This is a genomic window from Desulfothermobacter acidiphilus (assembly GCF_052073645.1).
GTDB classification, from domain to species: Bacteria; Bacillota; Desulfotomaculia; order Desulfotomaculales; family Ammonificaceae; genus Desulfothermobacter; species Desulfothermobacter acidiphilus.
In genome coordinates this window covers 1,575,695-1,593,467 of sequence record NZ_CM125440.1, presented here as the reverse complement: position 1 = coordinate 1,593,467, position 17,773 = coordinate 1,575,695, and the positions used below count along the sequence as shown (strand labels likewise).

General features: G+C 59.9%; 11 protein-coding genes. All 11 read left to right on the top strand.

Annotated features, from left to right (window positions below; all coding sequences use genetic code 11):
- The first annotated feature begins 33 nt into the window (after positions 1–33).
- From ACTLLP_RS08065 to ACTLLP_RS08015, 11 genes are read left to right on the top strand one after another with little or no spacing between them, the layout of a single operon-like run.
- Complete coding sequence (locus tag ACTLLP_RS08065; protein ID WP_441061726.1) at positions 34–1,854, top strand: NADH-ubiquinone oxidoreductase-F iron-sulfur binding region domain-containing protein; 1,821 nt, start codon at positions 34–36, stop codon at positions 1,852–1,854.
- Positions 1,827–2,348 carry a 4Fe-4S binding protein gene (locus tag ACTLLP_RS08060; protein WP_441058708.1) on the top strand — a complete coding sequence of 174 codons (522 nt, stop codon included), beginning with the start codon at positions 1,827–1,829 and terminating at the stop codon, positions 2,346–2,348. Before ACTLLP_RS08065 ends, ACTLLP_RS08060 begins: the two co-directional genes overlap by 28 nt.
- Before the next feature lie 36 nt (positions 2,349–2,384).
- Positions 2,385–4,883: a molybdopterin-dependent oxidoreductase gene (locus ACTLLP_RS08055; protein WP_441061723.1), complete on the top strand. Its 2,499-nt coding sequence runs from the start codon at positions 2,385–2,387 to the stop codon at positions 4,881–4,883.
- Positions 4,880–6,808, top strand: coding sequence for an anaerobic carbon-monoxide dehydrogenase catalytic subunit (cooS, locus tag ACTLLP_RS08050; protein ID WP_441058706.1), 1,929 nt, complete (start codon positions 4,880–4,882; stop codon positions 6,806–6,808). Before ACTLLP_RS08055 ends, cooS begins: the two co-directional genes overlap by 4 nt.
- Positions 6,801–9,008, top strand: coding sequence for an acetyl-CoA decarbonylase/synthase complex subunit alpha/beta (gene acsB, locus ACTLLP_RS08045; RefSeq protein WP_441058704.1), 2,208 nt, complete (start codon positions 6,801–6,803; stop codon positions 9,006–9,008). The genes cooS and acsB overlap by 8 nt, the downstream gene beginning before the upstream one ends.
- A 21-nt stretch (positions 9,009–9,029) precedes the next feature.
- Positions 9,030–10,370 carry an acetyl-CoA decarbonylase/synthase complex subunit gamma gene (gene acsC, locus ACTLLP_RS08040; RefSeq protein WP_441058702.1) on the top strand — a complete coding sequence of 447 codons (1,341 nt, stop codon included), beginning with the start codon at positions 9,030–9,032 and terminating at the stop codon, positions 10,368–10,370.
- An 11-nt stretch (positions 10,371–10,381) separates the two neighbouring features.
- Entirely contained in the window at positions 10,382–12,247 is a 1,866-nt protein-coding gene (locus ACTLLP_RS08035) for an ASKHA domain-containing protein (protein WP_441058700.1), read from the top strand.
- Positions 12,248–12,251: 4 nt separating this feature from the next.
- Entirely contained in the window at positions 12,252–13,004 is a 753-nt protein-coding gene (locus ACTLLP_RS08030) for an ATP-binding protein (protein WP_441058698.1), read from the top strand.
- Positions 13,005–13,022: 18 nt separating this feature from the next.
- Complete coding sequence (locus ACTLLP_RS08025) at positions 13,023–13,967, top strand: acetyl-CoA decarbonylase/synthase complex subunit delta (protein ID WP_441058696.1); 945 nt, start codon at positions 13,023–13,025, stop codon at positions 13,965–13,967.
- A 16-nt stretch (positions 13,968–13,983) separates the two neighbouring features.
- Complete coding sequence (locus tag ACTLLP_RS08020) at positions 13,984–14,778, top strand: methyltetrahydrofolate cobalamin methyltransferase (protein ID WP_441058694.1); 795 nt, start codon at positions 13,984–13,986, stop codon at positions 14,776–14,778.
- Between the two features lie 12 nt (positions 14,779–14,790).
- Entirely contained in the window at positions 14,791–17,772 is a 2,982-nt protein-coding gene (locus tag ACTLLP_RS08015; RefSeq protein WP_441058692.1) for a 4Fe-4S binding protein, read from the top strand.
- Position 17,773: the final 1 nt, after the last annotated feature.

Sequence of the window (17,773 nt, the reverse complement as noted above, 5' to 3'; positions counted from 1 at the left end):
AGAGTAAGTGACTTGGCAAAGCGGCGCGCGCGAATGGGGCTGGTGGTCAAAGTCTGCCAGGGCACGGGTTGCTTGGCCGCCGGGGGAGAGGAAACCTTTCGCGCCTTTCAGGAAGAAATCGCCCGGCAGGGAGTGGCAGCGCGGGTCATACCCACCGGATGTCAGGGGTTTTGTCAGGGAGCTCCAGTAATAACGGTGGAGCCGCGGGGCTGGTTTCTGCATCGGGTAACGGCTGCCGACGTCCCCAAAATCGTCGATGTGGTGCTAAAACGGGGCGGGGAGTTGGTGCAGCACTATTACCGTGACCCGCTGACCGGCAGGCTGTGTCGGCGTCCGGAGGATATGTCTTTTTTCCAGCACCAGCTAAAAATCGCTCTGCGGAACCTGGGTAAGATCAACCCCATGGATATCGAAGACTACCTGGCTGTTGGCGGCTACACGGCGTTGGCGCGGGTGCTCCAAAGCCTGGACCCCACTACAGTGATCGAAGAGGTGAAGAAGTCCGGCCTCCGCGGTCGAGGGGGGGCTGGCTTCCCCACCGGTGTGAAATGGGAGGGGGCGCGCCGAGCTCCTGGGGAGCGCAAATTCGTGATCTGCAACGGCGATGAGGGCGACCCTGGGGCTTTTATGGATGCCAGCCTCATGGAAGGAGATCCCCACGCCGTCATCGAGGGTATGATAATCTGCGCTTACGCCATCGGTGACTGCCGGGAAGGATATATCTATGTCCGGGAAGAGTACCCTCTGGCGGTAAAACGCTTGGGAGTGGCGCTGGAGCAGGCCCGGGCTTACGGGTTGCTAGGAGAGAATATTCTCGGCACGGGCTTTTCCTTCGATATCCAAATCAAAAAAGGAGCGGGAGCCTTTGTCTGCGGCGAGTCTACCACCCTCATGATGTCCATCGAGGGAAAGCGCCCTTCTCCGCGCGTGACCCCGCCACGCTCGGTGGAAAAGGGCTTGTGGGGAATGCCCACCTGTCTCAATAATGTAGAAACCTTTGCTAATATACCTGTCATTATATTGCGGGGGGGCGAGTGGTACGCACAATACGGTACCGAAGGCTCCAAAGGCACCAAAGCCTTTTGTCTTACTGGGAAAGTGAAGAATACCGGGCTTATCGAGGTGCCTATGGGTACCACCCTGCGGGATATCGTGGATAAGTTGGGGGGAGGGATGCTCGGCGATTCCCAGTTCAAGGCGGTGCAGACGGGAGGACCCTCGGGAGGATGTATTCCCGAACCCTACCTCGACACTCCGGTAGATTACGAGTCTCTGAGCCGCCTCGGGTCCATGATGGGTTCGGGTGGCATGGTGGTGGTGGATGAGAGCACCTGCATGGTGGAGTTCGCTCGCTTTTTTCTTAACTTTACCCAGCAGGAGTCTTGCGGTAAATGCACTCCCTGCCGGATTGGCACCTACGAGATGCTCCGGATTCTTAATCGCATAGTAGCCGGCGAGGGAAGAGAGGGGGACATCGAGCTCCTGGAGTCCATAGGGAGGAAAATCAAGGAGACGGCCCTTTGCGGTCTGGGCCAAAGCGCTCCCAACCCGGTTCTTTCAACCATCAAATACTTTCGGGAGGAGTACGAGGCTCATATCCGCGAAAAGCGCTGTCCGGCTGGCTCCTGCACTAAGGTGGGTCGGTACGTCATCGGCGAAGATTGCGTGCAATGCGGCTGGTGCCGGGAGGCTTGCCCCCAGGGAGCCATATTGGAGCGCCGCGATGGGTTTTTTATCGCGCCCGATCTGTGCCAGCGCTGCGGTGCCTGTTTGGGGGTTTGCCCCGTGGGCGCCATCTACATTGAACCGGCGGGAGGGGAGGAAGAGTGGAGCAAGGTGAGTTCTGTGCGGTGAAACAGGCTTACGCCGAATACGAAGAATTCGCTCAGTCCAAACTTTGCGGGCGGTGTTTGCCCTGCCTGTTGGCGGCACCTTTGGTCTTTGCTGCGCTGGAACATCTCCAGCACGGGCGTGGGGGGGCTGCCAAGTTGGAGGAGCTGCGGTTTTTGGCTCGGGGCGTGCAGCTTACCGGACGGTGCAAGTTTGGTCACGAAGCTTTGGAAAAGTTGGAGAAAAAGCTGGCGGAGGCGGCTGACGATTTCACGGCTCACGCCGAAGGAAGTTGTCCGCAGCGCGTTTGCCCCGAACTCAATCGCTACCGCGTCGATCCCGAGCGGTGCACGCAATGTGATATCTGCCGCACTCTTTGCCCCACCGGCGCCATCATAGGGGATCCTTATGTGCCTTACCGCACCGACAATCGACCCTACGTTATTCTGTCCAGTCGGTGCAACGGCTGCGGGATGTGCGTTTCGGCCTGCCCGGAGAACGCCATCGAACTGGCTTAAAGCTCGTCCAGAAAGGGGAGAAAGGTCTTGGCCGGGATGGTCACGCTTACCATCGATGGGAGGGAGGTCACGGTTCCCGAAGGGACCACCATCTTGCACGCAGCGGAAGCGCTGGGGATAGATATTCCGCACCTGTGCTATTGTCCCGGGTTAGAGGGCACGGGAGCCTGTCGCCTGTGCGTGGTAGAAGTGGAAAGAATCAAGGGGCTGGTAGTGGCTTGTATGCGTCGGGTAGCGGAGGGGATGGTGGTCCATACCCGTACGCCCAGGGTTTTGGAAGCCCGCCAATTTGTCATCGAGCTCCTGCTTTCGCGGCATCCAGGCTTGTGCCTGAGCTGCGATAAAAGCGGTAGCTGCAAGCTCCAGCAATACGCTTACGAGTTGGGTATCAAGCAGCCCTTTTTCGAGGTCTGCAACCCCGGCTATGAGGTTAAGGAAGACCTCTTTATTGTTCGGGACTATAACCTTTGCATTCTATGCGGGCGCTGCATCCGGGTGTGCCGGCTTCAAGGGGCCGATATCCTCGATTTTGTGAAGCGGGGTATCGAGACCCGGGTGGCTACTCCGCTGGATCGCTCTCTTTTAGCTTCGGGTTGTGATTTCTGTGGGAGCTGTGTTTCGGTTTGCCCCACAGGGGCACTTTTGGAAAAAGCGCGTCTGGGCCGGGGAAGGGAGTGGGAGTTGACCGAAACGCCCAGCCATTGCTCTTATTGTGGAGCTGCCTGCGAGCTCCATTACCACCTGCGCCGGGGAGAAATAGTTAAGGTGAGTTCTCCTAGCCCGGTGGCTTACCTCTGCGCCCGAGGGCGTTTCGGTTACGGATACCTGCAGAGCGACCAGCGCCTGACCTCGCCCCTACTGCGTCAGGGGGAGAAATTGGTGCCGGCCAGGTGGGATGAGGCATTGGATCTGGTGGCTGAGCAGTTGCAGCAGGCGCGGGAGCGCTACGGTGCCGAAGGGGTGGGCGGAATTTTGAGTCCGCTGGTCAGCTGCGAGACGGCTTACGCCTTTCAGAAGCTCTTCCGAGCTGGCCTCCGCACCGGCAACGTGGATAGCAGCTTGAGATTAGGCGCTGGAAGCGAGCTCTTGGCGGCAGTTTGCGCGGTCACGGGGGGGCCAGAGGGTTACGCCGGCTGGCAGGAGGTGTTAGAGGCCGACGTGCTTTTTCTGGTGGGCGATGTCTGCCAGCGGGTTCCGGCCGCCTGGAGCTATATTAAGCGGGCGGTTGCCCGGGGAGCCAAGCTTATATACCTGAGTTTTTACCGTGACCGGCCAGTTCGCGTGGCTCACGCCTGGTTGCGATCCTGCCCGGGAGAAGAGCCGCTGGTGCTAGCGCACCTGGCGCGGTTGATTTTGCAGCAACCCGCCTACCGCACCTTGGCCGAGCGGATACCCAATTTTACCGGCTTCGCCGCCGAAGTTGAGAAACTGACTGCTATGCCGCTGGAATTACCGGAGGAGGAGTTGGCGCGGGCAGCAGAACTGTGGGCAGGAGAGGTCAAAGGGGTGTTGCTGCTGCCTCTGGATGGTGTGACGGCGGCTACGGGGAAAGCGGCGCTTAATTTGCTGTTATTAACTGGCCGGAGAGAGAAGGCGCTTTTCCCCTGTTGCTCGCTGGTTAACGCGCAGGGGGTCTGGCGCATGGGGGGAGTGGTGGAGTTCTTCCCGGGATTACGCCCCGTTCCCATAGCAGCGGGGGAATTCGCCGCTTTTTGGGGCCGTGTGCCCAACGGGGAGCTAGGACTGGATCTGACGGCTATGTTGCAACCGGGTAGTCCGGTTAAAGCCTTATACCTACTAGGAGAAGACCCGCTGGGCAGCTATCCCGGCCGTGACCGGGTAGCGGCTAAGCTGGAGGAGCTCGATTTTCTGGTGGTGCAGGATCTGTTCTTGACCCCAACGGCAGCGCGAGCTCAAGTGGTCCTGCCCCTGGCGGCGTTGCCGGAGACCGGTGGAACCGTGATTGCGGCGCACGGAGATGTGCATCATTTATCGCCGGCTATCCCCTCCCGCACTCTTATGCCCTGGCAGGTGTTTTCCTTGCTAGCGGCGAAAATGAACTTTGAACTAAACTTGTCCACTCAAGAGGCGCTATTTAACGAGATTAGGTCAGTGACGCCAGAGTTTGGGTTGGTGCCGGCCGAGAGGCGGCCAGGCTTCTGGGAAGTGGGTTCAGTGTCACCTCCGTCTGGCGAGGGAGCGTGGCGCTTGACCATAAGGGCTTTCTATCCTTCCTTTTACCGGTACGATTGGTTGGAAAAAAGCGGTTTGACTTCGCTGCTTCCTCACGGGGGCGATTTCGTGGCCCTATCTCCGGAGGAGGGGTTAGAGGAAGGGGCGGAGATCAAGATAACCACCGCCGGTGGGGCTTACGTTACCCGGGTACATCTGGACCCAGCTTTGGAGCGAGGAGTGGCCGCGGTGCCGGCTCATTCTCCCGCGGCCGCTGCCCTCTTTCTTCCGGAAACGCTGGGAGAGACGGTGTGGGCCCGCCTGGAGCGGCTTGTCGAAGTTGGGGGAGGCGAAGGTAAGTGAAAGCAGAAGCTTTTACCAATTGCAGTGCCAGCCGGCAGATGATCGATAAGGCGACCCGCGAAGGAGTCTCCACGGCTTTCCACCGGGTGCAGGAAAAGAAGCCCTGTCCTTTCGGTACGGGAGGGACTTGTTGCCGTATTTGCTATATGGGGCCTTGCCGGGTAAAAGACGATGGGCGGGATGCAGGGGTGTGCGGCGCTACGGCCGAGACCATCGCTGCCCGCAATTTTGGCCGCATGATCGCTGCAGGGGCGGCGGCTCACTCCGATCACGCTCGCGAAGTGGCTCTGGTTTTCTTAGCCGCCGTGCGAGGAGAAGCCCCTGGTTTTGAGATCCGGGACGAGGAAAAGTTGTGGGCGGTGGCTCAAGATCTGGGTCTTGATCCCGCGGGCAAGAGCACTAGCCTCTTGGCGGAGGAAGTGGCGCTGAGGGTTCTGGCGGAGTTCGGGCAACAGGAAGGGGAGTTGAGTTTTATCCGCCGGGCCCCAGCTAAAAGGCAAGAGGTGTGGCAAAAGCTGAACATAGTCCCCCGGGGCATCGACCGTGAGATTGTGGAGATGATGCACCGGACCCATATGGGCGTGGATCAGGAATACGTGCACCTGATGTTGCATGGGATGCGCGCTTCCTTGGCGGACGGCTGGGGCGGGTCCATGATCGCCACCGAGCTCCAGGACATTATCTTCGGCACTCCGGTGCCTATCCGGGCTAAAGTTAACCTGGGGGTGTTAAGGTCTGACCAGGTAAACATCATTGTGCATGGGCACGAGCCACTTTTGCCCGAGCTCATTTTGCTGGCGATCAAAGACGAAGAACTCCAGGCCCAGGCCCGGGCGGTGGGAGCCACGGGTATCAACGTGGCTGGCATTTGCTGTACGGCCAACGAGATTCTGATGCGGAAAGGGGTGCCGGTGGCGGGAAGCGTGCTGCAGCAAGAACTAGCCCTGGCCACCGGGGCGGTGGAGGCTATGGCGGTGGACGTGCAATGCATCATGCAGGGTTTGGGGCAGGTGGCCCGTTGCTACCATACCGAGCTCTTCACCACTTCTTCCCGAGCTCGGCTACCCGGTGTAACCCATCTGGAGTTTGATCCCCAAAGGGGCCTGGAAGTGGCCAGAGAGATAGTGCAGCGAGCGATAAAGCGCTTTCCTCAGCGGCGGAAGGTGGAGATTCCTGCCGAGGAGATGGATCTGGTGGCCGGTTTCAGCCACGAGACCATCAAGTATATTCTGGGGGGTCGGTTCCGGGCCTCTTATCGGCCTTTGAACGATAATGTGGTCAACGGGCGCATCCGCGGCGTGGCCGCTGTGGTGGGTTGTTCGAATCCCCGGGTGCGCTTTGGCGATCTGCACACCACTTTGGTGCGCGAACTCATCGCCAACGATGTGCTGGTGCTAGTAACGGGTTGCGCGGCTATCAATTGCGCCAAGGAGGGACTGCTTGTGCCGGAGGCGGCGGAGATAGCGGGTTCCGGTTTGCGGGAGGTCTGCGAGGCGGTGGGAATGCCCCCGGTGCTGCATTGCGGCTCCTGCGTGGATAACAGTCGGCTTTTGATAGCCGCCACCGAGATGGTCAAGGAAGGGGGGTTAGGAGAAGATATTTCCGAGTTACCGCTCTGCGGGTGCGCTCCGGAGTGGATGAGCGAAAAGGCCATCGCCATAGGCCAGTATTTCGTCACCAGTGGCGTGACGGTGGGATTCGGCGTGGCCTTTCCCACATCGGGGAGCTCGAAGCTTTCCGACTTCGTCTTCGGCGGCATGGAGGAGTATGTGGGCGCTCATTGGTTCTATGAGCCCGATCCGGTGGCCATGGCGCGCGTCATCATCGAGCATATCGATGCTAAGCGCAAGGCTTTGGGCATTGACGTGGCCAGGGAGAGGGTGCTTTACGACATGGAGATGAGGAGGAAGCTCGAAGTTGTCTAGGATAATTGCTGCGGCGGCTATAAGAGGTGCGCATAGGATCGCATCTCGGGCGGAGGAAGCCCTGCAAGAGGCCCTGGCGAAGTATGGGCCGGATCACCCCGTGGCCTTTCCCAACACCGGCTACTACCTCCCAGTTATCTACGGCGTTACCGGTGTGGCGGTGGAGAAAATCGGGGACATGATCCCGGTGATGGAGCGGGTGAAGGCCCTCTTGCCGCCGGAGCCCGAGTCTAAACTCTGGCTTCCCTACCTCGGTCCCGCCCTGGATGCCGGTATGGCTACCCTTTTCGCTGACGAGATTATCGAGGCCCTTAAATACCTGGAGGAATCGCCCCCCTACACCATGACCTCGGCTCCTCGCAACGGTACCCTGTGGCTGGGGGCGGCTGACGATGCCATTCTACGCAAGCGGGGCATCGAATTCGTTGACGGTACGGCGCCGGGGTTCGCTGCCATAGTGGGGGCGGCTCCCACCAACGAGATCGCGGTGCAGATCGCTCGCGAGCTCCAGGAAAAAAGCCTATATGTTTTTATGTCAGCTGCTACCAATGGCAAGAGCATGGCCGAGCAGCTGGCCGAAGAAGGGGTGGAGCTCGGCTGGGATACCCGCCTAGTGCCTTTCGGCAAGGATATCACGGCCACCGTATTTTCATTGGGCTTCGCCACCCGAGTGGCTTTGTCCTTCGGTAACGTCAAGCCAGGGGATTTCCGTCGGGTTCTCCTTTACAATAAGAACCGGGTTTTCGCTTTCGTCATTGCTTTGGGTGAAGTGGACGATGAGAAGTACGCTCAGGCGGCCGGAGCCATTAATTTCGGTTTTCCCACCATCGCCGACACCGACATACCCCAAATCTTGCCCTACGGAGTTTGCACGTACGAGCACGTGGTTTCCAGCGTGCCGCACGAAAAAATTGTAAGCCGGGCTATAGAGGTGCGGGGGCTTAAGATTACCGTGGCCAAAGTGCCGGTGCCGGTAGCTTACGGCCCGGCCTTCGAAGGGGAGAGCGTGCGCAAGGGCGACATGCAGGTAGAATTTGGAGGTCAGCGCACCCCGGCCTTCGAATTGGTGCGTACCCGCGAGGCGCACGAAGTGGAGGACGGCCGGATCGAAGTCGTTGGTCCTGAAGCGGACAGCGTACCCGAGGGAGGGAAGCTGCCCCTTGGCATAGTGGTGGACGTTTACGGGCGTAAGATGCAGGAGGATTTCGAACCAGTAATCGAGCGGCGCTTCCATTATTTCGTCAACTATGCTCAGGGCGTGTGGCATATGGGGCAGCGAGACATCATTTGGGTGCGCATATCCAAGGCGGCCTTCCAGGCCGGTTTCCGGGTGCGCCACTTTGGTGATATACTGTACGCTAAAATTAAGTCGGAGTTCGCCAATGTTATCGACCGGGTTCAGGTTACCATCTACACGGAAGAAGACAAGGTGCTGCAGCTGCGCGAGGAGGCCCGTCAGGTTTATGCCCGGCGCGATGCCCGGCTTAAAGAGCTGAGCGATGAAGCGGTGGATACTTTCTACTCCTGCACTCTCTGCCAGACCTTTGCTCCCACTCATGTCTGCATAGTTTTGCCGGAACGGGTAGGTCTATGCGGGGCGGTGAGCTGGCTGGATGCCAAAGCTGCCTATGAAATTAATCCTCACGGCTGTAACCAGCCGGTGCCCAAGAAGGGGGTTATCGACGAGTGGAAGGGCCAGTGGGAGACCTGCAACCAATTCATCTACGAGCACTCGCGTGGAAGCATCGAGGCAGTTAATTTCTACACCATTATGGAATACCCATTAACCTCTTGTGGCTGCTTCGAAGCTATAATGGTGATACTTCCCGAGTGCAATGGCTTCATGATCGTTAACCGGGAATACCCAGGGATGACTCCCTGTGGCATGACTTTCTCCACCCTGGCCGGCAGCGTGGGGGGTGGGGTGCAGACGCCGGGCTTCATGGGGATAGGTAAGAGTTACTTGGCTTCTAAGAAATTCGTGCGGGCCGATGGAGGCTTGGCGCGGGTGGTCTGGATGCCCAAGGAATTTAAAGCCCAGATGCGCTCGGTGCTGGAGGAGAGGGCGGAGGAAGAGGGGTTGGGCCGCGATTTCGTAGAGAAGATCGCCGATGAGACAGTGGGAGTCACTACCGAAGAGATCCTTCCTTTTCTGGAGGAAAAAGGCCATCCGGCACTAACCATGGATCCCCTTTTCTGACAAGGAGGCGAAAGAGAAGCGATGGGCCTTACCGGTTTAGAAATTTATAAGCTTTTACCGAAAAAGAATTGCAAGGAGTGTGGCCAGCCCACCTGCTTAGCCTTTGCCATGCAATTGGCGGCGGGTAAAGCTTCTATCGATGCCTGTCCTTACGTGAGCGAGGAGGCCAAGGCGGCTCTGGGGGCGGCTTCGGCTCCCCCCATAGCTCTGGTTACTATCGGTACGGGGGAAAAGGCGCTGGCCATTGGCGACGAGACGGTGCTTTTCCGCCATGACAAGCGCTTTGAACACCCGCCCGGTCTGGCGATCCTCTTCCCAGATAACGAGGGTGAAGAGCACCTGCGCCAACGCTTAGACTCCTTCCGGCGCCTCTGCTTCGACCGGGTAGGGCAGATTCACTGCGCCAATATGGTGGCTTTGGAGTGTCGCTCGGGCGATCCCGAGACTTTCAAGGCAGCTGTCAGGCTGGTGACCGAGGCTACGGATTGGCCCCTGGTGCTGCTGAGCGAGGAGCCGGAGGTGCAACGGGCAGCTCTGTCGGTGGCCGGGGAGGCCCGCCCTCTGATTTATGCGGCCACCAAGGATAATTGGGAGCCGATGGTGGCGCTAGCCAAGGAGTTTAAGGTGCCTTTGGCGGTTCGAGGGGAAAATCTGGCAGCGCTGGTGGAGTTGGTAGGCCGGGTGAGCGGGGCGGGGGTGACCGAATTGGTGCTGGATTCCGGTGCCCGCCACCCTTCTCAGGTGCTGGCCGACCAGACCCAGATCCGGCGCCAGGCGCTTAAGCGCTTCCGTCCCCTGGGTTTTCCCACCATCACCTTCTCCACCGCGTCCGATCCGGCCGGCCGGGTTGCTGAAGCGACGCTAGCCATAGCCAAGTACGCCGGCATCGTGGTGTTGGACTCCGATGACCCGGCCGAGGTCTTGCCTCTGGTGACGCTGCGTCTTAACCTTTACACCGATCCGCAGAAGCCGATCGCGGTGGAGCCCAAGATTTATGAGATTGGGGCGGTGACTCCAGAGTCTCCGGTTTTTGTAACCACCAATTTTTCGCTCACTTACTTTTGCGTGGCTGCCGATGTGGAGGCTTCGCGGGTTCCTTCATATATCCTCACGGTGGACACCGATGGCACCTCGGTTCTCACGGCTTGGGCAGCGGGTAAGTTTACCCCGGAGAAGATAGCCCAGGCGCTCAACGAGAGTGGCTTGGCGGAGCGGATTAAACACCGCAAAGTGGTCATTCCAGGAGGGGTGGCGGTGCTCAGCGGCAAGTTGCAGGAACTCTCGGGCTGGGAGGTGCTGGTGGGGCCCCGCGAATCGGCGGGTATTCCCGCCTTTCTCAAGCAGCACTGGCAGAGTAATTGAGGAGGCGCGTCATGTCCAGGGTTCGTTTTCTCCCCGAAGGGGTTGCGGTAGAAGTGCCGAAGGGGCAGACTCTTTTGCAGGCCGCAGCGCGGGCCGGAATAATTCTCAAAGGGGCTTGCGGCGGGGAAGGTGTGTGTGGACGTTGCCGGGTGCAGGTTCTGGAGGGCCGAGTGACTGCTCCTCACAATCCCCGCTTGAGCGAGCAAGAGCGGCAGGAGGGGTGGGTGCTGGCCTGTCAAGCGCTGCCCGTCGGTGAAGTCACCGTCTTGGTTCCGGATAGCTCTCGCCTCTCTGCCCACCGGGTGCTAAAGGCGGAGGAGAATTCGGTTCCGCTCCACCGCGAACCCCTATGGTGGCTCCAGGAGATCGACCTGGACCCTCCCACCCTGGAGGACCCTACCGACGATTGGGGAAGGTTAAGCTGGGCCCTGGAGCGGCGGGGAGTAGCTCCCCTTTGGATCAGCCGGCAGCTACTGGCCGAGCTCCCGGGTACCCTGCGGTCTGCCAACTGGCGGTTAGCAAGCGAGTTAGCGATTGTTTCACCTAACCTGTACGAGCTCCAGGGATTGCGGCCGCGCGGGCAGGAGGTCCAAGCCTGGGGCCTGGCAGTGGACATTGGCACCACCACGGTGGCAGCGGAGTTGGTGGATTTAGCTAGCGGCCGGGTGGTGGCCACGGCGGGAACTTACAACCGGCAGGCAGCCTTCGGCGACGACGTGATTTCCCGCATCATCCATGCCACCGAATACCCAGAGGGGAGAGAAGAGCTCCAGCAGGCAGCGTTGGAGACCATTAACGGCCTCATCGAAGAACTCTGCCGGGCGGCGGGAGCGCGCTTCCAAGACATTCGGGCGGTGGTGGGGGCGGGCAATACCACCATGGCGCATCTGCTGCTCAACCTCGATCCCACCTATATTCGCTTGGAGCCCTACGTACCGGCGGTCAACGCTCCCCCTCCGGTCAAAGCGGTTAAGCTAGGGCTAAAAACCCACCCGGAAGCCTGGCTATACCTGGTGCCAGGAGTGGCCAGCTACGTCGGGGGGGATGTGGTGGCCGGGGTAGAAGTCACCGGAATGGCGGAGGGAGAGGAACTCACCCTGCTTCTAGACATCGGAACCAACGGCGAGATGGTGTTGGGCAACCGGGACTGGTTGTTGGCCTGCGCTTGCTCGGCCGGGCCGGCTTTCGAGGGCAGCGGCGTCACCTGCGGGATGCGGGCGACGGCTGGGGCTATCGAGGAAGTGGAGGTCCTGCCCGGTGGGAGGGAGGTTTACTACCGCACCGTGGAGGGGAAGAAGCCTCTGGGAATCTGTGGTTCCGGCCTGATAAGCCTCCTCTCTTCCTTACTGCGCGCGGGGGTTATCGATCGGAGCGGTCGCTTTGTGGAGGGCTTGAGCACCCCCCGTCTGCGCCGAGGAGAGGAGGGCTGGGAGTTCGTGCTGGTTTGGGCCCGGGAGAGCGCTCACGGGCACGACATTTACGTGACTCAGGGTGACCTGCAAAACCTGTTGCGGGCCAAGGCGGCCGTTTTCGCTGGGCTGCATACGTTGCTCAGAGCGGCTGGTCTAGAAATAGGAATGTTGCAGCGGGTTTACATCGCGGGGGGTTTTGGGCGCTTTATCGATGTGGATGACGCCGTGGCCATTGGCATGTTACCGTATCTTCCCCGGGAACGTTACTTCTACGTGGGTAACACTTCACTAAAGGGGGCGCGGCTATGCCTGCTTTCTCGCTCATCCTGGCAGGAGGTGGCCCGGCTGGCTCGCCGCATGACTTACGTGGAGCTAAGCGTGGGCAACGTCTTCATGGACGAGTTCATGGCGGCTCTTTTCTTGCCCCACACTAACGCAGATCTTTTTGCCAAGGAAGGAGCGTAAAGGTTTGTTTTTAGCCGTAGCAGGAAAGGGTGGAACGGGTAAAACCACTTTCATAGCGCTGACCATCAAGCACCTCCTGGCAGCGGGGCGCCGCCCCATCCTGGCGGTGGACGCCGATCCCAATGCTAACCTCGCCCAGGCGCTGGGGATGGAGGCTCCTACTTCCATAGCGGGCATTATGCAAGCAGTAGCCGAGGACCGGGAGCAGATCCCTTTGGGAATGACCAAAGACCAATACGTAGCTTACCGGCTTCACCAATCATTGGAGGAGGGGCAGGACATCGACCTGCTGGTGATGGGGGGGCCGGAAGGACCAGGGTGCTACTGTTATGTAAATAATTTGCTTCGCGCCCAGCTGCAGAAGTTGGTTTCCAGTTACGCTCACGTACTGATGGACAACGAGGCGGGGCTAGAGCACCTCAGTCGCCGCACCACTCAGAACGTGGACTACTTCTTCGTCATTTCCGACGCCACGGTTAAAGGAATTCGCTCGGCTGCTCGGATTAAGGAGTTGGCTCAGAGTTTGAAGTTAAGGTTGGGCCAGGAGTTCTTGGTCGTTAACCGGGCCCGCCCTGGGGATAAAGAAGCTTTGCTGCCGGAAATAACCAAAACCCAATTGCCGCTGGCCGGAACGATACCGGTCGATCCCCTGGTAGCAGAATACGATCTTCATTGCCGGCCCCTGCTGGCATTACCCGACGAGGCCCCGGCGGTGCAGGCGGTAAGAGAGCTTCTGCAACGTGTGGGTATCTTGTGATTAATGGAGGGAGAGCGTATGTCGTTTGTTGTGGCCAAGGAACGTTGGCGTGGCAAAATACTGGAAGCTAGTCTGGGGACCGGACCCCGACAGGTCAAGGTGGGTGGGGAAAGCACCCTTCCTTTCCTCCACTTCGAGGGGGAAATGCCCCACCCTCCGGTGGCAGCCTTGGAGATTTGGGACACGGCTCCGGAGGAGTGGCCCGAATGCCTGTCCTGCTATTACGAAGGGGTGCTCCACGATCCAGCAGCCTGGGCCCGCCGTTGCGTGGAGTACGGCGCTGATCTGGTGGCCTTGCGCTTGTACCGCACTCACCCCGACCGGGGCAACGCTACACCGGAAGAAGCGGCGGCGGTAGCACGGGCGGTGGCGGAGGCCATCGAAGTGCCGCTAATCGTCCTGGGATGCGACGTGGAGGAGAAAGACGCGGCCGTGCTGCCCGAGGTGGCCAATGCTTTGAAAGGAAAGAATTGTCTTTTAGGATTGGCCACCCAGGAGAACTACAAGACCATCGTGGCTTCTTGCATCGCCAATGGGCACGGGGTGATAGCCACCAGCCCCCTGGACATCAACCTAGCCAAGCAACTCAATATCCTAATCACCGAGATGAATCTGGAGCCCGAGCGCATCGTCATGGACCCATCCATAGGTGCCTTGGGTTACGGCATCGAGTACGCTTACTCCATAATCGAGCGGATGCGTACCGGAGCTCTGCTAGGAGATAAGATGCTGTCCATGCCGGTGATTATGTTTGTGGGCCAGGAGGCCTGGAAAAGCAAAGAAGCCAAGACTCCCGATGATCCCCTGTGGGGAGAGCAAAAACGGCGGGCGATTCTCTGGGAGATCACCACCGCTATCCCCCTGATTCACGCTGGAGGCCATATCGCGGTGCTGCGCCACCCCGAAGCGCTACGGGAGGTTAAGAGGCATATCGAGCTCATGATGCAACCCCAGCAATATTAATCGAGGAGGGAAGGCTATGCTTCTTATCGGCGAACGCATCAACGGCATGTTCAGGGATATACGAGAGGCCATTCAGAGACGCGATCCCGAGCCGGTGCGGCAGCGCGCTATCAGCCAAACCCGGGGAGGGGCGCGTTACCTGGACATTAATACCGGCCCGGCCGTGACTTCGGAAGAGCAACCCGCCGTCATGGCCTGGCTGGTGCAGGTGGCGCAGGGAGCCAGCCCCCTTCCCTGCTGTCTGGATTCCACTAATCCGGAGGCCATCGAGGCGGGGCTCAAAGTGCATCGGGGCAAAGCTATTATTAACTCCACCACGGTCGAGGCTTGGAAAATGGAACTATACTTTCCCATGGCGGTGAAGTACGGCGCGGCCTTGATCGGTCTCACCATGAACGAGAAAGGGGTGCCCAAGGACGCCAACGACCGGCTGGCGCTGGCCATGGAGTTGGTGGCCCACGCGGACGCTTACGGGCTGCCCATGGAGGATTTATTCATCGATCCCTTAGTGCTCCCGGTCAATGTAGGGCAGGACCATGGCCCCGAGGTATTGGAAACCATCAGGCAGGTTAAGCTTCTGGCCAGTCCCCCCCCTCGCACAGTGGTGGGGCTATCCAACATATCCCAGGGCTGCCCTCATCGACCTCTAATCAATCGCACCTTTTTGGCCATGGCCATGGCTTGCGGCCTGGACGCGGCTATCGCCGATGTAGAGGATGAGGAACTGGTCAATGTAGCAGCCACCGCTAATCTAATTCTCAACCGCGAGGTGTACTGCGATTCGTACTTGAAAACCTTCCGGCAGGTTTAAGGAGGGGAAAGGATGTCCAAGGAAGGATCCGTGCTGGTGTTGGGAGCGGGGATAGCAGGGATTCAGGCCTCCCTAGAGCTGGCGCGGCAAGGGTTTTATATCTATTTAGTGGAACAATCTCCCAGTATAGGGGGAGGAATGGCTTATCTGGATAAAACTTTCCCTACCGAGGATTGCGCCCTTTGCATCCTTTCCCCCTTTCTGGTGGAATGCACGCGCCACCGGAATATCACCGTGTTTACCGGAGCGGAGCTCGAAGAGTTGACTGGCGAACCAGGGAATTTCCGCGCGCGGCTGAGGTTACACCCCCGGGGGGTGCGGGTGGAAGACTGTCGGGCTTGCGCCGCTTGTTTCCGGGTTTGTCCAGTGGAGGTTCCCGACGAGTTTAATCAGGGGCTGAGCCGGCGTAAGGCCATTTACCAGCCTTATCCCCAGGCCTTTCCCCGGGCCGCGGTCATCGATTGGGTGAATTGCATTGGTTGCGGTCGTTGCCAGGAGGTCTGCCCCACCAAGGCCATCGATTTGGAGATGCCGGCGGAGGAGAGGGAGCTGGCGGTGGGGGCAGTGTTGGTAACGGTCGGGGCTTCCCTGCTATCGGTGGAGCAACTCCCTTGGCCCTGGCTCAAAAACCGCCCGGGTGCGGTTATCACTAGCCTGGAAATGGAACGGATCTTGAGCGCCTCCGGGCCTTCCGGCGGGGTTTTGCTGCGGCCGTTGGACGGCCGTGCCCCTCGCCGGGTAGCTTGGTGGCAATGTGTGGGCTCCCGCGACCGGCGTCTGGGGCGGCCTTTTTGCTCCTCAGTTTGCTGCATGATTGCTCTCAAGCAAGCCCATCTGGTGCGGGAGCGTAGCCGGGGCGAGGTGGAGACGGTAATTTTAGGCATGGATCTGCGAGCGGTGGGCAAGCGCTTTGAGGAGTATGCCCTGCGAGCTCAGGAGGATGGGGTGCGCTTCGTCCCCTGTCGCCCCCACAGCCTGGTGGATCAAGGGGAGGGGGTGCGCCTTCGCTGGGTGGAAGAGGGGCAGGTGCGGGAGGAGCTCTTCGATCTGGTGGTGCTTTCTTTGGGCTTGGCACCGCCAGCGCAAGCGGGAGAACTCCTGAAGCGCTTGGGGGTGGAGCCGCAGGCCTTCGGCTTTTGTTCTCAAGTTAGCGTCGGCACCACCACCAGCCGAGCGGGGGTTATGGTGGCGGGTACGTTTGCTGCTCCAAAGGACATCCCGGAGGCGGTGATCGAAGCCACGGCGGCGGTGAGCGAAATAGCTTCTTGGTTGAAGGAGGCCAGGGGAACGCGGGTGGCTTCTCCTACCTACCCTTCACCATTAGAACTGGATCGGGAGCCCCGTGTCGGGGTGGTGGTCTGCGATTGCGGTCATAATATCCGCGGCGTGGTGGATGTTCCCGCGGTGGTTAGCGGGGCGCGGCAGCTTCCTGGGGTGGTCTGGGCCCGGGAGTGCCGGTACGCTTGTTCCCAGGATAGTCAGCAATTAATCAAGGAGGCTATCGCCAAACATCGCCTCAACCGGGTCGTGGTGGCCGCTTGCTCTCCTCGCACTCACCGCTCGCTTTTTCAGGAAACCTTGCAGGAAGCGGGCCTTAACCCCTATCTGCTGGAAATGGTTAACATAAGGGATCACTGCTCTTGGGTGCATAAAGAGCCGGCGGCAGCGACCGCCAAAGCCGCTTCGCTGGTAGCGATGGGGGTGAATAAGGCCGCCCGACTCCGCCCCCTGACGCCGGAGAGGGTGCCTGTGACTCCCCGAGTTCTGGTGGTGGGGGGAGGGCTATCCGGTCTGAGTGCCGCCTCTTCCTTAGCCGATCAGGGGGTGGAGGTGTGCCTAGTGGAAAGGAGCGCGGAGTTGGGGGGCCGGGCGCTGAAGCTTCGTTTCGGACTAGACGGAGAGGACCCCCAGCAGATACTGGAGGAGCTCCGCTCCCGGGTACTGAACCATCCACTCATTCAGGTGCGTACCGGGACCGAGCCGGTGAGTTGCGAAGGCTTCGTGGGCGCTTTCCGGGTGCAGCTGAATTCCGGCGAGGAGGTGGCGGCGGGAGCCATTATCCTGGCCCCCGGAGCTCAGGAGCATAAACCGCAAAGTTACCGCTACGGCTCTGACCCTCGCGTACTAACCTTGGGTGAATTGGAGGATGACTGGGAGCGAGTCATCGCTTCCCTGGCCGGGGTACGCGAGGTGGTTCTGATCCAATGCGTAGAATCGCGCACTTCCCAGCGACCGTATTGCAGCCGGATTTGCTGCAGCCGAACCGCTTTGCTGGCCTGCCGGTTGAAGCGTCTTTGCCCTACTGCCCAGGTTTACGTCCTGGCCCGGGAGGTGCGTACTTACGGTTTCCGGGAGGAACTCTACGATGCTGCTCGGGCTGAAGGGGTGGTTTACCTGCGTTACACGCCTGAGCACCCTCCACGGTTGGAGAGTGAGGGGGAGGAACTACGCCTCACCCTCTTTGACCCGCTGCTAGGTAAGGAACTCGTCTGGCGTCCCGGCTTGCTGGTCTTAGCTACGCCCCTGGTGGTTCCGCCAGAGCGTTGGGAACTGGGCCGCATTTTCAAAGTCCCGCTGGATGAACACGGTTTCTTTTGGGAGGCTCATCCCAAGCTCCGGCCGGTGGATTTTGCCGCCGAGGGCATTTTCTTGTGCGGTTCGGCTCGTGGCCCCTGCAGCTCACGCGAATCTCTATTGCAGGGTATGGCGGCTGCGGCCCGGGCAGCTTCACTGCTGCTCCCGGGGGAACTGGCCAGCAAAGGGGAAGTGGCACGGGTGGACGCTTCGCGCTGCGTGGCTTGTTTGACTTGCGTGCGCGTGTGCCCTTACCAAGCTCCCCGCTACCGGCCGGAAGAAGGGGTGGTGGAAATTGAGCCGCTGGCCTGCCAGGGCTGCGGAACCTGCGTGGGGGAATGTCCCAACGCAGCTATTGAACTGGAGGGTTACCGACGCGAGCAGATGGCGTCCGCCATAGCCGGGTTGTTGGGGGTGTGAA

Coding starts and splice junctions, on each gene's coding strand:
- acsC (WP_441058702.1), top strand. CDS start 9,030: ATGGGCCTTACCGGTTTAGAAATTTATAAGCTTTTACCGAAAAAGAAT.
- ACTLLP_RS08025 (WP_441058696.1), top strand. CDS start 13,023: ATGTCGTTTGTTGTGGCCAAGGAACGTTGGCGTGGCAAAATACTGGAA.
- ACTLLP_RS08035 (WP_441058700.1), top strand. CDS start 10,382: ATGTCCAGGGTTCGTTTTCTCCCCGAAGGGGTTGCGGTAGAAGTGCCG.
- ACTLLP_RS08065 (WP_441061726.1), top strand. CDS start 34: ATGGGGCTGGTGGTCAAAGTCTGCCAGGGCACGGGTTGCTTGGCCGCC.
- ACTLLP_RS08015 (WP_441058692.1), top strand. CDS start 14,791: ATGTCCAAGGAAGGATCCGTGCTGGTGTTGGGAGCGGGGATAGCAGGG.
- ACTLLP_RS08020 (WP_441058694.1), top strand. CDS start 13,984: ATGCTTCTTATCGGCGAACGCATCAACGGCATGTTCAGGGATATACGA.
- ACTLLP_RS08055 (WP_441061723.1), top strand. CDS start 2,385: ATGGTCACGCTTACCATCGATGGGAGGGAGGTCACGGTTCCCGAAGGG.